This window comes from Pseudomonas soli (assembly GCF_021283165.2).
GTDB lineage: Bacteria > Pseudomonadota > Gammaproteobacteria > Pseudomonadales > Pseudomonadaceae > Aquipseudomonas > Aquipseudomonas soli.
This window is the reverse complement of the sequence record NZ_CP128543.1, coordinates 2,727,284-2,743,524: the sequence shown is the minus strand read 5'-3', so window position 1 is coordinate 2,743,524 and position 16,241 is coordinate 2,727,284. Positions and strand designations below refer to the sequence as shown.

The following is a 16,241-nucleotide window of genomic DNA, read 5'->3' as shown; positions in this document are numbered from 1 at the left end:
CGTCCTGGATACCTAAAACAAAAATCATGAGGGTTGGAATGTGAGCACGCAAAATGAGCAGCGCCTCGACGTCGATGTATCGGTAGTCGGGCTCGGCGCCATGGGCACGATCATGGCCCATGCATTTCTCAAGCAAGGCAAACGCGTGGCGGTGTGGAACCGTTCGCCTGGCAAAGCGGCGGCGCTGGTCGCCGCTGGTGCTCAGCTGTGCGACTCGGCTCACGCCGCGCTCAGCGCAAGCCCGGTCACGGTCTTCGTGCTGCTGGACGACCAGGCGACCCATGGCGTGCTTGGCAGGCCGGGGGTGATGGCGGCACTCGCAGGTCGCACAGTGATCGATTACACCACCAACGGCCGCGACGAGGGCCTGGCGCTTCAGGCGCTGGTCAACGCCGCTGGTGGCCTGTACGTCAAAGGGATGATCGTGGCCTACCCGCGCAACGTCGGTCATCGCCAGAGCCACACCCTGCATACCGGCGATCATGAGGGTTTCGAGCAGCATCGGGCGCTGCTCGAAGCGCTGGCCGGTCAAACGATGTTCCTGCCTTGGGACGAAGCACTGGCCTTTGCCACCGTGCTCCACGCCCAGGCATTCGCCACGATGATGGCGTTCTTCGAGGCCGTGGGCGCGAGCGAGCGTTTCGGCCTGCCGGTGGCGGAGACGGCCAGGCTGCTGCTCGACACGTCACGGTTTTTCATCAGCGACGCGCTCGAAGAAGCGGTACGCCGGCTGGAAGCGCAGGATTTCGCAGGCGATCAAGCCAGGCTCGATGTGCATGCCGGCGCCTTCGCTCACATCGCCCAGGCGCTGCACGCGCAAGGGGCCTGGACGCCGGTCTTCGACGCCGTATGCGGGGTCGTGCAAAGGGCTGAATCCATGGGCCATGGCGATCAGGACATCGTGGCGGCCACCCAGGTATTCGCAGCGGCCAACCCTCCCGAAACAGCCGCACAAAGGCCCATTTAATGGCGCACTTTATCAAGCTTTAGCCAACGCCACGGGCCAGACTCGAAGATAACTACAAAAACAAAAGCTGGAGGTTCCCATGCGTATCTTTGCTTTTCTGGTGGCCAGCGTGACACTTGCCCTGTTCCTGACGGCGGTCTACGCCCCTCAGTCTTCCATAGCCAGTCGATCCGTGGCACAAACGGCGCACGCGGCGCACCCTATCGCGAGCATTGGCGATATATTCCGGGGTTACTAGCGAAGGGCCGACACCCTCTAGGGGCGCGTACGTCCGCGCCCCAGCAGACGCGGCTGGCGCTTGATGCCGTGGGCCTTCTGCCAGCTCAACGGGCTCATCTGAAACCAGCGATGAAAGGCTCGGCAAAATCCACTGGTGTCGGAATAGCCGAGCAGCGCGGCCAGCTCGCCGATGTTGGCCGAAGGCCTGGCAAGGTAGGCCTGGGCCATGGACTGACGTACCTCCTCGAGCAATTGCTGGAACGTCAGCCCTTCCTGCGTCATGGCCTGACGCAACTCGTTCGGCGTCAGCGCCATGATGCTGGCCACTTTCTGCGCCGTGGCCCGCCCACTGGGCAGCAGGTGATGCAGCAACTGCTTGATCTGGATGGCCAGCTCGTCGCCGGACAGCCGCTCCAGGCGCTGCATCCTCCTGACCACCAGTTGGTGCAACGCCTCATCACACAGGACACAGGGCTGCGCCAACAGCGATGATTCGAACACCAGGGCGACACAACGCGCATTGAAGGTGGGCGGCATGCCGAGCGCCTGGGCATACAAGGCGACATCGGTACTGGGCGAATGGTTGAGCCAGAGGGCGCTAGGTAGCCAGTGCGGGCCTGCCAGTGCGCGCATCAGTGCGATGCCCACGGCACCGGCCAGCTCCTCTGCCTGGCCCACGCCGGGCGCGTGGGAGGGGCGAACATGATAGCTGAGGATGGTCAGGCCGTTTTCGCTGTCCAGCCCGACTTCGGCCGCACCATTGTACAGGGCGTAATGGTTGCGCAATTCCACCAGCGCATCACCGACCGTGCGCGCATTGCGCAGCAGGTGGAGCAAGTCACCCAACACATCGGAGGCCTGGAACAGACCATATTCCAGGCCGAACAGCGCATTGCCCGAATGCCGACTGCAGGCCTCGAGCAAAGCACAGTATTGCTGGTAGGGGAGCAGATCGTCCTCGTCTTGAAGGCCCTGGCCCGGCAGGCCGACGTGCTTGAGCATCTGCTCGGGATCAAGCCCCTGCCCGGCGGCGAAGGCATGAAACCCGGTGAGGCTGATTGCCCGGACAAAGGGAACGTCAGCCATGTCGACCACGCCCGCTTTCGGCATCAGGCGCCTGGCGTAGCTGGCGCTTCCATTGTTGCGGGCTGAGGCCATGCCAGCGGCTGAACGCCCTGGAAAACGCGGCAAGCTGGGTGTATCCCAGCAACTCTGCCACCTGCGTCAGGTTGATCGTCGCATCTCGTAGCAAGCGGGTGGCCATCGCCTGGCGGGTCCCGTCCAGCAATGCCTGGAAACTCGTGCCTTGGGTCAGCAGGTAGCGCTGCAGGCTGCGCGAGCTGATCTTAAGATCCATGGCAATCTGTTCGACCGTGACACGCCCCTGGGGCATGTGATTGCGCATAAGCTTTTGTACGTGCATGGGCAACGACTCCAGCGTGATATCCGCCAGCTCGTCGTGGAACTGCCGGGTCAGTTGCAGGATTGCGTTGATCCTTTGCGCCAAGCTGTGCGTCCAGCAGCGCAGGGTCGAACACCCAGGCGTTTTCCGTGCTGGAAAAACGCGGCGCCACCCCCAGCAGACGCCGGTATGCCGAAGGCTCCGCCCCCGCGCCATGGCACAGCAGCAGGGCCTGCGGGCGCCAGAGGTGCTTGAGCAAACTGTGCATGAGCTGCGCGCTCATTCCCATCGCCCACTCCACGGTCTGTCTTACACAGGGCAGATCCGCATCGGTGACCTGACAGCTCAAGCGTGCATTGCCGAGATGCCGCTCCAGGCGAAACTCCACTGCCGTGCCGAGCACATGGGCGTACCGGACCAATGCCCTCAGCACCTCACCGACTGTGTCCGCGCTCTGAATGACATGCAGCAGGGTCCCCATCCCCCGCATGCCATGTTCAAGCCCGAACTGCAGAGCGAACAGGCGATTACCCGAACGGTGCGCAGCCAACGCCAGTAGCGCGTTGAACGGGCGGGTTTCGATTGCGCCATCGGGCTCGCCAAGGGCAAGCGAAACCTCTGCAAGCAGCGCATGAGGCTCGAGCCTCTGGGCCAGAGCGAAGTCGTCGAATCCAAGTAACGCGGTCCCCAGGATATAGGACGTCATCAGAGAAGATCCGGCTCATGAATGTCGGTTCACAGGCAGGTAGATGCCTACCTGTATTTTGGCGGATAGTGTGAAGCTTTTCCTCCGTTCGATATAGCAGACTTGAGCGAGCCGGCGGCCGATCGGGAGGGTGACCACGCATCACCCTTCCGGCCGGTCACTGGCTGCAGCCGCCTGGCGAGCCCATTCGCGCAGGACGAATTTCTGGATCTTGCCGGTGGCCGTCTTCGGCAACGCCACCAACGACACATGCCGCGGCGCCTTGAAGTGCGCCAGGCGCTCGCGACACCAGCGGATCAGCTCTTCGCCGGTGATATCCCCCTGGGCCTCGGCACACAGGGTGACGAAGGCATGCGGGGTTTCGCCCCAGCGCGAATCGGGCCGCGCCACCACGGCGGCCTCGAGCACCTCAGGATGCTGGTAGAGCACCTCCTCGATCTCCAGCGAACTGATGTTCTCGCCGCCGGAAATGATGATGTCCTTGGCCCGGTCCTTGATCTCCACATAGCCATCAGGGTGCAGCACGGCCAGGTCGCCGGTGTGCAGCCAGCCGCCAGCCAGGGCGCTGCGGGTGGCTTCGGGGTTGTGCAGGTAGCCTTTCATCACCGTGTTGCCGCGCACCACCAGCTCGCCCAGCGTCGCCCCGTCGGCGGGCACCGGCTGGCCGGTTTCGCTATCCAGGACCGTGGCGTCCTCGAGCATCGGATGGGCCACGCCCTGGCGGCTCATGAACCGCGCGCGAGCCTCCAGCGGCAGCTCGTCGACGCCTGGCTGCCACAGGCACAAGGTACTAGGGCCATAGCTTTCGGTCATGCCATAGGCATGGGTGATGCTGAAACCGCGCGCCTCCATGGCGGCGATCACCGCGCTGGGCGGTGCGGCGCCACCGGTGATCACCGACACCGCCTGGGACGGCGCGGCGCCTGCCGGAGCATGGATCAGCATCGACATCACCACCGGCGCGGCGCTCAGGTGGGTCACGCCATACGCGGCGATGGCGGCGTGAATCGCCTCGGGCTGCACCTTGCGCAGGCACACGTGGCTGCCCCCCGACAGGGTCACTGCCCAGGTATGGCTCCAGCCGTTGCAGTGGAACATCGGCAGGGTCCACAAGTAGACGCTGCGCGGACCGAGCTGGAAGATCAGCGCCCCGGCGCAGGCATTGAGGTAGGCGCCACGGTGATGCAGCACCACGCCCTTGGGATCGCCGGTGGTGCCGGAGGTGTAGTTGATGGCGATCGACTGCCATTCGTTGTGCGGCGCGCTCAACGGCCGGTTGCCATCGCCCTGGGCCAGGAAGCTTTCGTAGTCCAGGTCCGGCGCCAGGTCGGCGCCCTCGGCCTGGGCATCATCGATGCCCACCAGCAGCGGTGGCGTGTCCAGCATCGCCAGCGCCTGGTGGACCACCGCGCCGAACTCGCGATCGCACAACAGTACCCTGGCCGCGCAATGGCGCAGGATGAAGGCGATGCTGCGCGCCTCCAGGCGGATATTGATGCACACCAGCACGGCACCCGCGCCGGGCACGCCATAGTGCGCCTCGAGCATCTCGGGGATGTTCGGCGCCAGGATCGCCACACGCTCGCCCGGCTGCACGCCGACCCGCTCCAGGGCGCTGGCCAGGGCCCGGCTGCGCTGGTGCAACTGCTGGTAGGTGTAGCGACGGTCGCCGTACACCACCGCGTCGCGCTGGGGATAGACCTGCGCGGCGCGCTTGAGGAACGACAGTGGTGACAGCGGCACGTGGTTGGCCGCATTCGGGGCCAGTTCGTGTTCCAGGCTCGGGTTCATCATGACGGGTCCTTCGTCCATGGGCAGTTCAACGGTTGCAGGCACATAACTACCTCTGTTTCTTGTTGTTCTTGACCGGCACGGCCGGTGCCATTCATCACGGGGGTTGCAAGGCTGGGCGGTGTCTCTACAGGCTGCTGCACAGGTGGCCGCCATCGACCACGATCTCGCTGCCGCTCATGCCGCGGCCGGCGTCACTGGCGAGCAGCAGCAAGGCGCCGTCCAGGTCCGCCGGCTGGCTGTAGCGCCGGCTCGGAATACGCGAACGCAATCTCTGCCCCGCGTCACTGGCCAGGAACGCCTCGTTCAGGTCGGTCATCACGTATCCCGGCGCCAGGGCGTTCACGCGAATGCCATGGCGCGCCAGCTCCAGGGCCATGGCGCGGGTCAGGTGCGCCAGGCCGGCCTTGGCCGCCAGATAAGGGGCGACGGCGCCGGCCACCCGGCTGGCGAGGATCGAGGTGACGTTGATCAGGCTGCCGCCCTGCCCTGCGGCAACCATGCGCCGCGCGCTTTCCTGGGCCACCGTCCAGGCGCCCTTGAGGTTGGTGTCGAGTACGCGGTCCCAACTGCCATCATCGCAGTCGAGCAGCGCCTGGCTGTCGCTCACGCCGGCGTTGTTGACCAGCACATCCAGGGGGCCGGCGGCATCGAGCACCCGGCAGACATCGTCCCGGCGGGTCACATCGAGGGCAAAGGCGCGGGCCCGGCCGCCGCTGGCCTGGATGGTCTCGACCAGGGCCTGCAACGGCGCCTCGCGCCGGGCGGTGACCAGCACCTCGGCGCCGGCGGCCGCCAGGGTTTGGGCAAAGTGCCGGCCCAGGCCACTGGAGGCCCCGGTCACCAGGGCGCGACGGCCATCAAGAGAGAACAGTCGAGCAAGTTGCGGCTGCATCAGTGACCTCCCGGGCGCTGGTCGAGGAGTTTCTTCGCCAGGCTCATGCGGTGCACTTCGCTCGGACCGTCATAGATGCGGAACGGCCGGATATCGCGGAAGATCCGCTCCACCACCGTGTCCCCGGTCACCCCGCGCCCGCCCAGCACCTGGATCGAGCGATCAACCACCCGCCACAGCGCCTCGGAGCTGATCACCTTGGCCATGCTCGAGTCGACATTGCCCCGCTCGCCCTGGTCGAGTACCCAGGCGCAGTGCCATACCGCCAGGCGCACCACATGCAGGTCCATCTGGTTGTCGGCGAGCATGAAGCCGACACCTTGGTGCTCGCCCAGCGATTTGCCGAAGGCGTCGCGGGTGCGCGCATGATCGCAGGCGATGTCGTGGGCACGACGCGCGGCGCCGAGCCAGCGCATGCAGTGGGTCAGCCGTGCCGGCGCCAGACGCACCTGGGCGTAGCGGAAGCCCTTGCCGATCTCGCCGAGCACATCGCTCGCCGGGATGCGCAGGTTGTCGAAACGCAGTTGCCCGTGGCCACCGGTGAAGCAGCTGTCCAGCGAGTCCAGCTGCCGTTCGTGGACGATGCCCTCACGCCGCATGTCGCTGAGGAACATGGTCGCCGTGCCGTCCTCCATGCGCGCCATGATGATCGCGAAATCGGCGCCGTCAGCGCCGGTGATCAACCACTTGCGGCCGTTGATCAGGTAATCGTCGCCATCGCGGGTGGCCGTGGTGCGCAGCATCGACGGATCCGAGCCTGAGCCCGGCGCAGGCTCGGTCATGGCGAAGCACGAGCGCGCCCGACCCTGGACCAGCGGGCGCAGCCAGCGGTCCTTCTGCGCCTCGGTGGCGACCACGTCCATCAGGTGGATATTGCCTTCGTCGGGTGCGTGGATGTTCAGCGCCACCGGCCCCAAGGGTGAATAGCCGGCCTCTTCGAAGACGATCGCCTTGGCCACATGGCTCAGGCCCATGCCGCCCATCTCGGGGCTGGCATGCGGGGTCAGCAACCCGGCGATGCGGGCCTTTTCCAGCAGGTCCTGACGCAAGTCGTCGCTGGGGCCGTGGCGGTCCTGGCGCGGGTCTTTCTCAAACGGAATCACGTGATTGGCAATGAAGTCGCGCGTTTTCGCCTGCAAGGTCAGCAGGTCGTCCGACAGGGTGAAGTTCATGGTTGTCCTTCTATGCGTTTTCAGTCTTGGAAATCGGGCAGTGGCCACCGGCGTTCAGGGCATGGCCTTGGGGTTGCTGATCGCCAGACGGTCAAGCGTCGTCTGGCGCAGCGCCTCGACCAGGGCGCGACGTGCCTGCGGCGCGTCGTGGCGACCTTCGCGGATGGTCTGGGCCAAATGCTGTCTCGTGCCGGCCAGGGTCGCTGGCGGCGCCTCGAGCACGGCGCCCAGACGTGCGTGCTCCTGGACCTCCAGCTCGCCTTGCAGGCGGCTTTCACGCGCAGCGATGGCCATGGCGTTGGCGATCATCAGCGCCGGGTAGCGCAGCTCGCCGGACAGCTCGGGCAACACCTGCTCCAGCAAGGTCTGGCGAGCGATATCGAGCAGTTGCGCGGCATTCGGTTGGGTCATGGCGCCTCGGCTCCGGTCATGTTCAAGATGTCGAGCTCCAGCTCCGGCAGCAGGCGCGCGGTCAGAGCCAGTTCGAGGGAAGGTTCTTCGCCGGACAGGTGGCGTTGTCCTTGCTGCAGGGCGATAACCGCCCAGCGCAGGGTGGCCATGACCTGCCAGTAGTGCAGTTGGCTAGGTTCGATGGCCAGGCTGGACACTTCGTGATAGCCGCGCAGGAAGTCCTCGAGCAGGCCGATGCCGCCCGCCTCCAGGTCGGGGCGGGTGAAACGCCAGCAACGGGCGCTGAACCAACCCAGGTCCTCGCAGGGGTCGCCCCAGCCACTGAATTCCCAGTCGAGCACCGCCTCCAGCCCCTGTTCGCTGGCCAGGTAGTTGCCGGTGCGGTAGTCGCGGTGCAGCAGGCACAGGGCCTGACTGCGCGGCACATGCAGCTCGCACCAGCGCAGGCCCCACTCCAGGGCCGGGTAGGCCTGGTCGAGGGTGTCGAGGTAGCGCCGGTAGGCCGTGAGGGTGGCCAGGGCGGGTGAGCCCTGAGGTATTGGCAAAAAGTCCAGCGCCGCACACGGGGGGCGCACCTGATGCAGGCGCGCCAGGTTGGCGCCCAACTGCGCCGCCAGCCCGCCCTGCCCTTGCGCACCGGCCTGGGCGCTGAGCAGGCGCCCGGCGGCGATGCCCGGCACGTATTCCATGAGGAAGAACACCCGCCCATGCACCCGCGTGTCACGGCACAGCCAGAGCGGTCGCGGTACCTTGACCCCGGCCTGGTAGACCACCTGCAGCACGGCGAACTCCTGTTCGCGGCCGAGGCTGGCCGGCAGCGCCGACAGTGCGTCACTGCGCAGGACCCAGCGCCGGTCACCGGCCCAGGGACCACCCTCGATCAACAGGTCGAGCCGCCAGTTTTCCTGGATGGCACCACCGCTCAAGCGCTTGCGCGCGGTGATGAGCACCCGCTCGGCGGCGGCGCGTTCGCGAATGAAGTCGACCAACTGCTGGTCGTTGTCGCTGGCCGCGATCGGATCGCTGGCCAGAGACGTCGTGGAGGAACTGCTCATGGGTCGATGGGCCCTGCCTTCGCTGGTGAATTGGCAACAGGGCCAGAGCAAAGCCTGGGCCAACTGTCGACCATCCACCTACAAGCCCCATGACGCCTGGGTTTTGGCATGTCCTGGCAGTGCCCGGTTGGACAATCTTCATTTCACTTGTGCAAGGCATTCATTCACTATTGAAACATTGCAACCATGAACAGGGTCCGCCATGCACTCCTCCGCCTCCAAGGTCGTCGTGCTGATCAGCCACCTGCAACGCCCTCGGCAGCGCAGCCGTCTCGCCCAGGTCGTGAGCGGGCTCACGGCGGATTACCCCGACACCCGTATCGAGGTGCTCGACACCTCGGTAGCCGAAGCGCTGCAGACCGCCCGCGAGCTGGAGCAGCGCGGCGAAGTCGATGTGTTCGTCTGCGCAGGGGCCACCGCCGCCTACCTGCGCAAGCACCTGGCCCGGCCAGTACTGGCAATGCGCGTCGGCGGCGGCGACTTGCTGCGCGCCCTGGGGCAGGCCAAGGCCCACGGCACGCAAGTGGCCGTGCTCAGCTACGACCACATCAACCAGGACCTGCAGGCATTGGCGGCGCTGTTCACCGTGCAGGTGCACCAGGCCGCCTATACCTCGCTTGAGCAAGCCCGCCACGCCGTCGATTACGCCGCCCGGCTGGGCTGTGGCAGCATCATCGGCTCGTCTACCGTGGTGGAGCTGGCCGAGCAGGCCGGGCTGCAGGGCGTGCTGTCGCTGAGCGAGGACACCGTGCGCAAGGCGCTCGAAGAGGCCCTTGGCATCCTCGACAGCCAGCGCATCGAAATCGCCAAGCGCCGCCACCTCGATGCCGTGCTACAACATATCCCCACCGGGGTCGCGGCCGTCGACAACCAAGGCCTGGTGCAGTCGCTCAACCCGGCACTGGCACAGTTGCTGGGATTGCCGGCCAGCGCGGCGCTCGGCCGCCCATTGCAAGCCCTTTGCCCCGAGCTGGACCTGCAGCAGGCCTTGCAGGACGGCACGGGCGAGGACAACCGTGTCATCCGCCTGGGCGCGCAAGCCGTGGTCAGCAACCTGCTGCCGATCCTGGAGAACGGCGAGCGCACCGGCCTGGTGCTGACCTGCCAGGATATCAGCGCCGTGCAGCGAGCCGACCAGCGCATCCGCTCCAGCCGTCGCCCCGGCGCCTTCACCGCGCGCTACCGGCTGGAACAACTGAGCGGCAACAGCAGGGCCAACCGCGAGATGCTGCAGTTGGCCGAGCGCTTCGCCGCCAGCCACTCGACCATCCTGATCACCGGCGAGAGCGGCACCGGCAAGGAACTGCTGGCCCAGGGCATCCACAATGCAAGCCCGCGCCGGCAGGGCCCTTTCGTCGCCATCAACTGCGCGGCATTTCCCGAAACACTGCTGGAGAGCGAACTGTTCGGCTACGAGGAAGGCGCCTTCAGCGGTTCGCGCAAGGGCGGCAAGCCCGGTCTGTTCGAGGCCGCGCACCGCGGCACGCTGTTCCTCGACGAAATTGGTGACATGCCGGTGTCGTTGCAGACCCGCCTGCTGCGGGTGCTGCAGGAGCGCGAAGTGCTGCGCCTGGGCAGTACTGAACCGATTGCCATCGACGTGCGGATCATCGCCGCCACCCACCAGGACCTGGGCACGGCCATCGACCAGGGCAGTTTCCGCACCGACTTGTACTACCGACTGAACATCCTGCGGCTGCAGACCACGCCCCTGCGCGAACGCCCCGAGGACATCGCCCTGATCTGCCAGAGCATCGGCCAGCGCCTGCTGGTCCAGGGGCAGCCAACAGGCGCTGCACAGGTAATGACGGCGCTATTGCCCTACCTGGTGCGCCATGCCTGGCCGGGCAATGTCCGTGAACTGGAGAACGTGATCGAGCGGGCGATGCTGTCGGCCCGCGAACTGCTGCGCGACGAAGGGGTGGACGAGCAGTACCTGGCGCGGGTGCTGCCCGAGCTGTGCCAAAGCCAGTTGCCATCCCGGCGCGCCAAGGCGCCGCAAGCGTCCGATCTGCAAACGGTGGGCAAGGCCGCGCAGCTGCGCCATGTACGCGAAACCCTGGACAGTTGCCAGGGCGACCTCGACGAAGCCGCGCGCCGCCTCGGCATCAGCCGCACCACCTTGTGGCGGCGTCTGCGGGCTGCGCGTTGAGCCGTGCCATCCGCCACCGGCCAGCGCTGGCCGGGGCGGATAAAGGACAGATCAGAAATCGCGCTTGTAGAAGATATCCAGCGAGCTGGCCAGGCCGCTGGCGGCTTCCAGGTAGACCTTCTTGCTGAGCTTGTAGCGCAAGGCGATGGTGTTGGCCGGCTCGAACACGCCTACGCCGTAGCGCAGGCTCAGGCGCTCGGTGAGGTTGCCGCTGGCCACCACGCTGGTCTTGTTGCCCGTACCTTGGGTGTCAAGCTGGAAGTCGTCGATGCCCAGGTTCGAAGCCAGGCCGCCGGTCAGGCCGGCGCTGCCCATCAAGCCCAGCCCCAGCGCCGCCTCGGCAAGCATGTTGCTGTCCTCGCCGGAGCTGTTCAGCGGCCGGCCCAGCACCAGGTAGGACAACGCCTGCTCCTGGCTCATCGCCGGCTCCGAGAACACCTTGGTGGTCGGCTGTTCGGCGCTGCCACTCAGGCGAATACCGGCAATCACGTCGTCGACCTTTCGGATCGCCTCGATATCCAGGTACGGCTGGTCGATGGGACCGGCGAAAAGCAGCCGCGCGCGGCGAATGGTCAGCTTCTGCCCGTAAGCGCGGTAACGCCCATCGGCCAGGCTCAGCTCGCCCCGGGTGTCGAGGTTGTCGCCGATATGCACGTGCCCCAGCAGGTTGGCGGTCAGGCCGAAGCCCTTGAACGACAGTTTTTCGCTGCCGACATCGACATCGATGTCCATCGCCACCGCCACCGGCGGCTTGCCCTGTTCGGTCTGGTGGCCAACGATCACCGTGTCGTCCGAGACCTTGACCGTCGACGGCGGCAGCTCGCGCACGGTGATCTTGCCCTTGGGCACCTGCACCTTGCCGGTCACCGCCAGTTTGTCGTCCAGCAGGCGAATGCTCAGGTCGGGCGCCATTTCCAGCGCCGCGTAGGGCTCGACGCTGACCGGCAGCTGCTGGCCTTGCAGGCGCAGGTCCATGCCCAGCGCCTGACCCCAGGTCAGGTGTCCGGTCAGTTGCCCACGCCCTGCCGCGCCACTGCGCCAGTTGCCGTTCAATTGCACCTGCTCACCGGCGATCAGCGCCTGCAGCGACAGGCCCTCCAGGCTCACCGGCAACTCCGCGCCGCTGACCTCGCCACCGCTCAAGGCCAGGCTGCCATTGACCTGGGGCGCAATCAGGCTGCCGGACAGACGCCCGCTGCCGTTGAGCTGGCCAGCCAGGCGCTCGACCATCGGCAGGAACGGCCGAATGACCGACAGCTCAAGCCCGGCCAGGCGGAAATCACCGGACAACGGCTTGTTGCGGCCCAGCGGATCAAGGCGGGTGTTCACATTCAGCTCACCCAGGCGCTCGCCACGGAAGTCCAGGCGGGTGTCGACCCGGCGTGGCGCCAGGGTGCTGTCCAGGCGCAGCACCTGATAGGGGAAGTCGACCCAGCGGTCCTTGTCGCGTACCCGCAAGGTGCCGCCGCCGGCATCGACGCGGATGCTGCCCTTGGGCCCGCTGGCCGGGATGTCGAGGTTGATGTCGGCGTTGAGCAGGCCCTGCCAGGCGAAGTCCTTGGGCAACCACTGCGCCAGACTGTCCAGCGGGAACTGCTTGAGGTGGTAGCGCAGGCGCGGCTCCGGCGCCAGGCGCTGGTCCTCGCCGCACAGGCTGGCCTGGCCGGAGCGCCAGCAATGGGCGCCGAAATCGAGCTGGCCGCTGGCCAGACGCTGCAGGCGCGCCGGCGCCTGCAACTGCCAGTCCTGGCCTCCGGCCTGGATGCGCCCGCTCGCCAGGCGACCGCGCCAGTCGCCCTTGGCCAGGGCGCCATCCAGCGCCAGGTCAAGCTTGAGTTGCGGGCCGTCGAGGGCCAGGGTGGCGGCCTGCTGGCGAAGATCGCCCTTGCCTTGCACATCAAGGCTGCCCAGGGAGGTATCACCCACCCGGATACCGCCGGCCTTGAGCGTCACCTGGCCGCGCTGGGCATTGTCCAGCCGGGCATCCATGTCCAGCCGCTGCACGCGGTTGTCCGCCTGGCCCAGCTGTTGCCCCTGCAGGGTCAGGGTGCCTTGCGGCGCGGCCAGGGTGCCGGCCAGGTCCAGGCGCCCCTTGGCCTGCCCTTGCAGTTGCGGCCAGAGCTGGCCCAGGCGCGGCAGGTCGAGGTCGACACGTCCGGCAAGGCGTTGCTGTACGCTGGCGCTGCCATTGATGCGGTTGTCGCCCAGCTGCACCGCCAGGCTGCCCAGGGTCCAACGCTCGCCCGCGCCTTCAGCGTCGACCTTGACCAGCGCCGGCTGGCCGCGCAGGCGCCCTTTGAGGTCCAACTGAGCCTTGAGCGTCAGTTGCTCGTGCTTCAATTCGCCCTGGCTGCGCAGCGGGCCGGCCAGGGTGCCGGGCAGCTCCGCCAGCCAGTAGGCCGGGTCCAGGGCCGACAGTTGCAGGTCGACATCCCAGGCCAGGGTGTGGGCAAAACGCAGGGCGACACTGCCGGCGGCCTTGCCCTGCCCGGCATTGAGCACCAGCTGCGGCAGGCGTACCTGGCCCAGGTCGCCGTCGAACGGGCTGGCCAGGCTGAAGGCGCCGGCCGGGCCATCCAGGTCGCCGTTGAACACCCCCTTGTAGCTGCCGTCGCGGTACTGCACCTGGGCGTTCAAGCGCTTGAGCGTGACCTGGGGCGCCGTCTCCAGCGGGTACAAGCGCAACCAGGGGAAGTCCAGCCAGTCGAGGCTGGCATCGGCGCTCAGGCCCTGCTGCCAGTCGGCGCTGGCCTGCAGCTTGAGGCGCTGCTGGTCGCTGGCGTTCAGGTCCAGGGCGTCGAGCCGGGCGCCCTTGGCATCGACCTTGCCGGCCAGCACCAGGCCGATCGGCCCTTGCTCGGCGGGCAGCATGGCCGAGCCGGACAGCTGATAACCCTTGAGCAAGTCACCCTGGGCATCGAGCCGCAGCTGGTCGAGTTGCAGGGTGTCGGGCAGCTCGGCTGCGGGCTTGAAACTGTCCGCGCGAATGCTCAGGTGGGCCGGCAGGTGCTCAGCCAGGGCCTGCAGCTCACCGCTCAGGCGTGCGTCCAGGTAGCCACTGCTGGTGGCATCGATGGCAAGGGATTTCTGCAACTCGCCCTTGGCGCTCAAGGCCAGTTGCCAGGGTTTGCCATCGACCGCCGGCAGTTGCAGCGTGCCTTGCAGCTGCAGCGGCCAGTCGCCCTGGGGTACCAGGTCGCCCTGCACGTCCAGCCGCAGGTCGTCGCGGCGCAGTTGCAGGCTATCCACGCGCAGCCCGCTCGCGGTCCAGTGCGCGGCCAGGCTGAGGTCGCCCAGCAGGTCGCTGCCATCCAGGCGCAGTTGGCCCAGCTTGACCTCGCCCAGCTCGATGGCCAACGGCAGATTCAGCGCCGGCAGTTGCAGCGGGCCGCCATCGGGCTTGTCCTCGCCCGGGGCGAAGGCCATGTCGATACGCTCGGCCTGCAGACGCTCGACGCACAAGGTGGCGCGCAGCAGGCAGGTTGGCGACCAGTCCAGTTGCGGGGCCTGCACCTCGACACGGTCTTCGCCCGCCGTCCAGCGCAGTTGGCTGGCCTGCCAGCTGCCGCCGAGGCGTCCGGAGAAATCGCTGACTTGCAGCCCCGGCACCAGGCTCAGCACCCAACGACTGCCGCCCTGGGTGCCCAGCACCAGGCCCAACGCCAGGACGATCAGCAACAGCAGGCCCAGCAATGCCAGCAGGATGGGTTTGACTACACGCGTCACAGCTCAGGCCCCATGGAGAAGTGCAAACGAAAACCACCGTCGTCATCCAGGGCGCGGGCCAGGTCCAGGCGCAGCGGCCCCACCGGCGACACCCAGCGCACGCCGATGCCGACGCCGGTCTTGAGGCTGGGCAGTTCCAGCGAGTTGAACGAATTGCCCTGGTCGATGAAGGTCGCCAGGCGCCATTTCTCGGCAATCGAGTACTGGTACTCGGCGCTGCCGGCCACCAGGTAGCGCCCACCGATGCGGTCGCCCTGGTTGTTCTTCGGCGACAGCGACTGGTAGTCGTAGCCGCGCACGCTTTGGTCGCCACCGGCGAAGAAGCGCAGTGACGGCGGGATGTTCTGCTGGTAGCCATTGGTGGCACTGCCGCCGAACTGCACGCGGCCAAGGAAACGATGGTTCTGGCCCAGGGTGGTCAAGCCCTTAAGCAGCACGTTGCCGTGGATCAGGTTGGTGTCCGAGCCCAGGCCTTCCTTGGCCGCCTGCAGGTCGAACTGCAGGCGGTAGCCATTGTGCGGGTCGATGCGGTTGTCGCTGCGCAGGTAGGAAAAGCTGACGCCCGGCATCAGCAGGTTGCTCAGCCCCGAGTCGTCGCCCAGGCGATATTCCTCGCGCTGGTACTTGAGCGAAATCACCCGCTGCCAGCCGCTGGGCAGCTTGCTGTGCCACTCCGGGCCGACCGTCAGCAGCTTGCTCAGGGTGTCGGTGCCGGAAATCTCTTCGTTCTGGTAGCCGCCGGCGAAGCGCAGCTTGTCGGTGAGCGGCGGATCCAGCGGGATGTCGTACCACAAGCCGACGTTCTGCCGGGGCGCCGACAGCTCGGTTTCCCAGCCGTAGCTGTGCCCTTGCGGGTTGACCCAGTGGCGGGTCCAGTTGGCCTTGCCGCGTGGCCCGACGTCGGTGGAGAAACCCAGGCCCAGGCCGAGGGTGCGTGGCTTGCGGGTGTCGAGGTGGACGTCCACGGGGATATCCTCGCCCACTGCGGCGGTGGGCGCTGCGTCCACCCGAACGCTGTCGAAGTAGCCACTGGACTGCAGGTCGTTGTTGAGCTCGGCGATCAGTTCCGAGTCGTACGGGGTACCGGGCTTGAACCCCACCATGCGCTGCAGCAGGTCGTTGTCCAACGGTGCATCGCCGCCAAAGCTCACCGCGCCAAGGCGGTAGCGCGGGCCGCTCTGGTAGACCAGCTCGATATCGGCCACACCGGCCTGCGGATCGACCGCCAGGCGCTGGCGCTCGAAGCGCCCGGCGAAGAAGCCGTAGCGCGAGGCCTGGTTCTGGATCAGCCGCTTGGCATCCTCGTAGGTGCCATGGTTGAGCTGCTCGCCTGGGCGCAACGCCTTGCTGTCGGGAATGCGGAACACCCTGAGTTCGCTGGCCGGCCCTTCGATGCGCACGGTCACATTGCGCAGCCGAATCGGCTCGCCGGGCTCGACCTGGATGATCAGTTGTGGTGGCTTGTCTTTTTCGGCCGGCGCCTTGACCTCGGTCTCGACCCGCGCCTGGTAATAGCCCAGGGCCTGGGCCGCTTTGCGCGCCTGCTCCTCGGCGCCCCGACTGAAGCGCTGCAAGGCCTCTTCGTCGCGGTCACCCAGGCTGCCGATATACCCTTCAATATTGGACTTGAGCGCCTTGTTGGCGGGTTTGACCCGTACCAGCAATTCGCTCTGCGCCCATGCCATGGAGCTGGCGGCCAGCAACAGCAGGCCCCAGCCAAGTCTTCCTGAATACGTCATGCGCGG

Annotated in this window: 12 protein-coding genes; 2 read left to right on the top strand and 10 right to left on the bottom strand. The window is 66.8% G+C overall.

The genetic code is table 11. The features are described from left to right. Positions 1 to 40 precede the first annotated feature (40 nt). Positions 41 to 967: an NAD(P)-dependent oxidoreductase gene (locus tag LU688_RS12810; RefSeq protein ID WP_104443970.1), complete on the top strand. Its 927-nt coding sequence runs from the start codon at positions 41 to 43 to the stop codon at positions 965 to 967. 255 nt (positions 968 to 1,222) lie between these two features. Here the strand turns inward: LU688_RS12810 and LU688_RS12805 are convergent, their stop codons facing one another. The 8 genes from LU688_RS12805 to LU688_RS12770 all read right to left on the bottom strand — a co-directional run bounded on the left by LU688_RS12805 (position 1,223) and on the right by LU688_RS12770 (position 8,618). Beyond that, complete coding sequence (locus tag LU688_RS12805; RefSeq protein WP_094011254.1) at positions 1,223 to 2,272, bottom strand: AraC family transcriptional regulator; 1,050 nt, start codon at positions 2,270 to 2,272, stop codon at positions 1,223 to 1,225. After that, positions 2,265 to 2,543: a helix-turn-helix domain-containing protein gene (locus LU688_RS12800; protein ID WP_232888012.1), complete on the bottom strand. Its 279-nt coding sequence runs from the start codon at positions 2,541 to 2,543 to the stop codon at positions 2,265 to 2,267. Before LU688_RS12800 ends, LU688_RS12805 begins: the two co-directional genes overlap by 8 nt. Further along, complete coding sequence (locus LU688_RS12795; protein ID WP_232888013.1) at positions 2,533 to 3,294, bottom strand: AraC family transcriptional regulator ligand-binding domain-containing protein; 762 nt, start codon at positions 3,292 to 3,294, stop codon at positions 2,533 to 2,535. The genes LU688_RS12800 and LU688_RS12795 overlap by 11 nt, the downstream gene beginning before the upstream one ends. Before the next feature lie 141 nt (positions 3,295 to 3,435). Then, entirely contained in the window at positions 3,436 to 5,106 is a 1,671-nt protein-coding gene (locus tag LU688_RS12790; RefSeq protein WP_376752525.1) for an acyl-CoA synthetase, read from the bottom strand. A gap of 106 nt (positions 5,107 to 5,212) precedes the next feature. Next, positions 5,213 to 5,980, bottom strand: a complete 768-nt coding sequence (locus tag LU688_RS12785; RefSeq protein ID WP_104443973.1) for an SDR family NAD(P)-dependent oxidoreductase — start codon at positions 5,978 to 5,980, stop codon at positions 5,213 to 5,215. After that, positions 5,980 to 7,152 (bottom strand): acyl-CoA dehydrogenase family protein, encoded by a 1,173-nt coding sequence (locus LU688_RS12780; protein ID WP_232888014.1) that lies wholly within the window; start codon positions 7,150 to 7,152, stop codon positions 5,980 to 5,982. The genes LU688_RS12785 and LU688_RS12780 overlap by 1 nt, the downstream gene beginning before the upstream one ends. 54 nt (positions 7,153 to 7,206) lie before the next feature. Next, the gene (locus LU688_RS12775; protein WP_094011192.1) at positions 7,207 to 7,563 is read right to left on the bottom strand and encodes a DUF6285 domain-containing protein; all 357 of its coding nucleotides are present in this window, start codon (positions 7,561 to 7,563) and stop codon (positions 7,207 to 7,209) included. Next, positions 7,560 to 8,618, bottom strand: a complete 1,059-nt coding sequence (locus tag LU688_RS12770) for a phosphotransferase family protein (protein ID WP_160290998.1) — start codon at positions 8,616 to 8,618, stop codon at positions 7,560 to 7,562. The genes LU688_RS12775 and LU688_RS12770 overlap by 4 nt, the downstream gene beginning before the upstream one ends. A gap of 202 nt (positions 8,619 to 8,820) precedes the next feature. On the opposite strand from LU688_RS12770, the gene prpR reads away from it, so the two are divergent. Beyond that, a complete protein-coding gene (gene prpR / locus LU688_RS12765; RefSeq protein ID WP_104443975.1) occupies positions 8,821 to 10,770 on the top strand; it encodes a propionate catabolism operon regulatory protein PrpR in 1,950 nt (649 codons plus the stop codon). A gap of 51 nt (positions 10,771 to 10,821) precedes the next feature. On the opposite strand, the gene LU688_RS12760 is transcribed toward prpR, so the two are convergent. Beyond that, on the bottom strand, positions 10,822 to 14,496 hold the full coding sequence (locus tag LU688_RS12760) for a translocation/assembly module TamB domain-containing protein (protein ID WP_160290999.1): 3,675 nt from the start codon (positions 14,494 to 14,496) through the stop codon (positions 10,822 to 10,824). Next, on the bottom strand, positions 14,493 to 16,235 hold the full coding sequence (locus tag LU688_RS12755; protein WP_094011189.1) for an autotransporter assembly complex protein TamA: 1,743 nt from the start codon (positions 16,233 to 16,235) through the stop codon (positions 14,493 to 14,495). Before LU688_RS12755 ends, LU688_RS12760 begins: the two co-directional genes overlap by 4 nt. Positions 16,236 to 16,241: the final 6 nt, after the last annotated feature.

What these genes read in the sequence shown, in the direction of transcription:
- LU688_RS12790 (WP_376752525.1), bottom strand. Translation starts at nt 5,106, where the DNA reads ATGGACGAAGGACCCGTCATGATGAACCCGAGCCTGGAACACGAACTG.
- prpR (WP_104443975.1), top strand. Translation starts at nt 8,821, where the DNA reads ATGCACTCCTCCGCCTCCAAGGTCGTCGTGCTGATCAGCCACCTGCAA.
- LU688_RS12775 (WP_094011192.1), bottom strand. Translation starts at nt 7,563, where the DNA reads ATGACCCAACCGAATGCCGCGCAACTGCTCGATATCGCTCGCCAGACC.
- LU688_RS12800 (WP_232888012.1), bottom strand. Translation starts at nt 2,543, where the DNA reads ATGGATCTTAAGATCAGCTCGCGCAGCCTGCAGCGCTACCTGCTGACC.
- LU688_RS12780 (WP_232888014.1), bottom strand. Translation starts at nt 7,152, where the DNA reads ATGAACTTCACCCTGTCGGACGACCTGCTGACCTTGCAGGCGAAAACG.
- LU688_RS12770 (WP_160290998.1), bottom strand. Translation starts at nt 8,618, where the DNA reads ATGAGCAGTTCCTCCACGACGTCTCTGGCCAGCGATCCGATCGCGGCC.
- LU688_RS12805 (WP_094011254.1), bottom strand. Translation starts at nt 2,272, where the DNA reads ATGGCTGACGTTCCCTTTGTCCGGGCAATCAGCCTCACCGGGTTTCAT.
- LU688_RS12795 (WP_232888013.1), bottom strand. Translation starts at nt 3,294, where the DNA reads ATGACGTCCTATATCCTGGGGACCGCGTTACTTGGATTCGACGACTTC.
- LU688_RS12755 (WP_094011189.1), bottom strand. Translation starts at nt 16,235, where the DNA reads ATGACGTATTCAGGAAGACTTGGCTGGGGCCTGCTGTTGCTGGCCGCC.
- LU688_RS12785 (WP_104443973.1), bottom strand. Translation starts at nt 5,980, where the DNA reads ATGCAGCCGCAACTTGCTCGACTGTTCTCTCTTGATGGCCGTCGCGCC.